This window comes from Pseudonocardia pini (genome assembly GCF_013870575.1).
Taxonomy (GTDB): domain Bacteria; phylum Actinomycetota; class Actinomycetes; order Mycobacteriales; family Pseudonocardiaceae; genus Pseudonocardia; species Pseudonocardia pini.
The window spans coordinates 1-2781 of sequence record NZ_JACBXB010000732.1; the positions used below are offsets into that span (position 1 = coordinate 1).

Here is a 2781-nt window from a genome sequence, read left to right on the forward strand (position 1 = left end):
GGCGCGTGGGACTGTGGCTGCCGTGGCCGAGATGACCGTGGACGAGGCCGAGGTGACCGTCCTCGTGGTGGACGACGATCCCGTCGTCCGCTTCGGGCTCACCATGATGCTCCGCGGGGCCCCCGACCTGCGGGTGGTCGCCGAGGCGGGGGACGGCGCGGAGGCGATCGCGCTCGTGGGGGAGCACCGCCCCGACGTCGTGCTCATGGACATCCGGATGCCCGGGATGGACGGGCTCACCGCCACCGAGACGCTCCGGCGTCGCGTGTCCGCACCCCAGGTCGTCGTGCTGACCACCTTCGACGCCGACGTGCACGTCCTGCGCGCCCTGCGGGCGGGCGCCGCGGGGTTCCTGCTCAAGGACACCCCGCCCGACGAGCTGGTCGTCGCGATCCGGCACGCCGCGCAGGGCCGCCCGGTGCTGTCGCCGGAGGTGATGCGCAGGCTCATCGACCGGGTCGCCGAGTCGGACCACGACTCGCGCGGCACCGCCGCCCGCCGCAGGCTCGACCTGCTCGCCGACCGGGAGCGCACGGTCGCCCTCGACATCGGCGCCGGTCGGTCCAACGCCGAGATCGCCGCCCGTCACCACCTCAGCCTGGGCACCGTGAAGACCCACGTCTCGGCGATCCTCACCAAGCTGGACCTCAACAACCGCGTCCAGGTGGCGCTGCTCGTGCACGACGCGGACCTCGATCCGCCCGCCTGAGCGGGGAGAGAGCCCGGTCAGGTGCGGGGGCGTGTCGGCTCAGGCGGCGCGGAGCCGGAGGATCTCCGCGCGCGCGTGCTCGACCCGGGCGGTCTCGCGGCCGCCGCCGCGCGCGAGCTCGCTCGCGAAGTCCGCGATGGCGTGCAGGACGTGCTTCTCGGCCCGGCGGTGCTCGGCGTGGCGGAGGTACCGGCGGCGGGCGCGGTACCCGCCGCTGACCGCGACGAGCTCCTCCTCGGTGATCACGCCGCGTTCGACCTCGGGGCGGAGCAGGTCGCGCATCCAGGCCTGCTCCCGCGGTGCGGCGAGCCGGAACGTCAGCCACAGCAGCAGCAGGCCGAGGACCGGGAGCAGGACCCAGAGGAGCAGGAGCGGGCCGAGGGGGCCCGCGAGCAGGAAGCCGAGGGCGGCGGAGTTGTCCCAGGCCGAGTGCAGGAGGGTCACCGCGAGGACGAGCAGGGCCCCGCGCAGCCGGTGGCGGCTGCCGCGACCGAGCAGCCACACGAGCCCGGCGCAGTACACCGCGCTGAACAGGACGTGCTGGAAGAGGCCGACGTAGCCGCGGTTGGTCAGGATGCCGACCGCCGTGCCGACCTGGTCGGTGCCGTGCGCGCCCGCGGCGCTGTTGACGACGTAGAGGATGTCCTCGGCGATCTGCAGGCCGAGGCCGGAGTAGGCGCCGATGACCAGGCCGTCGTAGGCGCTGTTGACCAGGCGGGGCGCCAGGCCGACGACGAGCACCAGCGCCGTCGCCTTGATGATCTCCTCGGTGATCGGGGCGGTGAGCCCCGCGGACCAGCTCTGTCCGAACGCCGGACCGAAGGCCTTGCTGTACAGCGAGAGGATCGCCGGGTTGCCCTGGATGCCCATCCAGAACGTGCCCGCCACGAAGGACCAGACGAACGCGAGGACGAGCGGTCGGGCCGGGATCGAGGTGTAGCGGTTGTGGTAGTGCAACAACAGCAGCCACGGCACCGTGTACACGCCGAACAGCAGGACGCCGCTGCCCAGGGCGACGCCGTACTGCCCGGCAGGCACCAGGAACCCGACCATGTGGACGGTGCCGGCGACCATGCCCCAGACGAACACCCAGAAGCAGAGGTTCCGTGGCTGGACCAGCGTGAACGGCGTCCCCCAGCCGGACTCGCGGATCGCTAGGAAACGGCGGTCCATGGCGTCCCCGGAGGGGCCGGTGGGGGTCAGCGGCGGTGCGGTGAACTCGCTCATCAGCCGTCTCCTCGGGCGACGCTGCGGAGGGTCCGTTCCACGTCGGCGTTCACCGAGTCCATGGCGTTGCCGGGCCCGGACACCCGGACGACCACGCCGGACGGGCTCCCGGACCCGTCCCGCCTCGATGACGCCCGACGCCAGGGCCGCGTACATCTCCACCGCCCGCGGGACGAGCATCTCCTGCATCTCGCTCGCCGAGGACGCCTGCGCCGACGGCGACGGCGGCCTGGTCCGGAGCCGGGTCATCGACCTCTGGCAGAACTACGACCCGGCGACCGGGCCCGAGACCGGCAAGCCCTGGGGCGGTCTCACCATCCAGCTGCCGGTCAGCCCGGACGGCAAGGCGCTGCTGGCGGCCAACACCCTCTCGCAGACCGTGACGGTGGTGGACCCCACGACCAACGAGGTCGTCAAGGACCTGCCGTGCAACGCCGGCTGCCACGGCATCACGTTCGGCGCCAGGAGGGGCGGCGGCTTCCTGGCCTACGTCTCCAACAGCTTCTCGAACGCGGTGCAGGTCATCGACGTCGACCCGAACGGTGACGGCAGCATCGCCGACGCCCGGATCGCCGGTCAGATGACCCTCGGCCCGGCCCCGACCACCACCTCGTCGGGGGGCGTGCTCGACGCGCTGCCGCTCGTCGGTCGGCAGGGCGTGCCGAGTCGATGAGCCCCCTGCCGATCGACCCGATGACGACGCCACGGGCATGGCCCTCCGTCCCCGACGCCGACACCGACGAGCTGCCGAGGATCACGGTCGCGGCCCGTCCGGCGCGGCCCGGTCGGCTCCGGGCGGTGCTCGGGCTCCTCCTCCTGGTCGCGCTGTGCTGGGCGGCGGTGCT

The 2781-nt window shown here is 73.1% G+C and carries 3 protein-coding genes; 2 read left to right on the forward strand and 1 reads right to left on the reverse strand.

Going from position 1 to position 2781, the window contains the following annotated elements; genetic code table 11:
• The first annotated feature begins 31 nt into the window (after nt 1-31).
• A complete protein-coding gene (locus H5J29_RS28005) occupies nt 32-709 on the forward strand; it encodes a response regulator (RefSeq protein WP_181783992.1) in 678 nt (225 codons plus the stop codon).
• Between the two features lie 39 nt (nt 710-748).
• Here the strand turns inward: H5J29_RS28005 and H5J29_RS28010 are convergent, their stop codons facing one another.
• Nucleotides 749-1936: a PrsW family intramembrane metalloprotease gene (locus H5J29_RS28010; RefSeq protein ID WP_181783990.1), complete on the reverse strand. Its 1188-nt coding sequence runs from the start codon at nt 1934-1936 to the stop codon at nt 749-751.
• A gap of 127 nt (nt 1937-2063) precedes the next feature.
• Between H5J29_RS28010 and H5J29_RS28015 the strand changes: the two genes are divergently transcribed.
• The gene (locus H5J29_RS28015) at nt 2064-2609 is read left to right on the forward strand and encodes a YncE family protein (RefSeq protein WP_181783991.1); all 546 of its coding nucleotides are present in this window, start codon (nt 2064-2066) and stop codon (nt 2607-2609) included.
• The last annotated feature ends 172 nt before the right edge of the window (nt 2610-2781 follow it).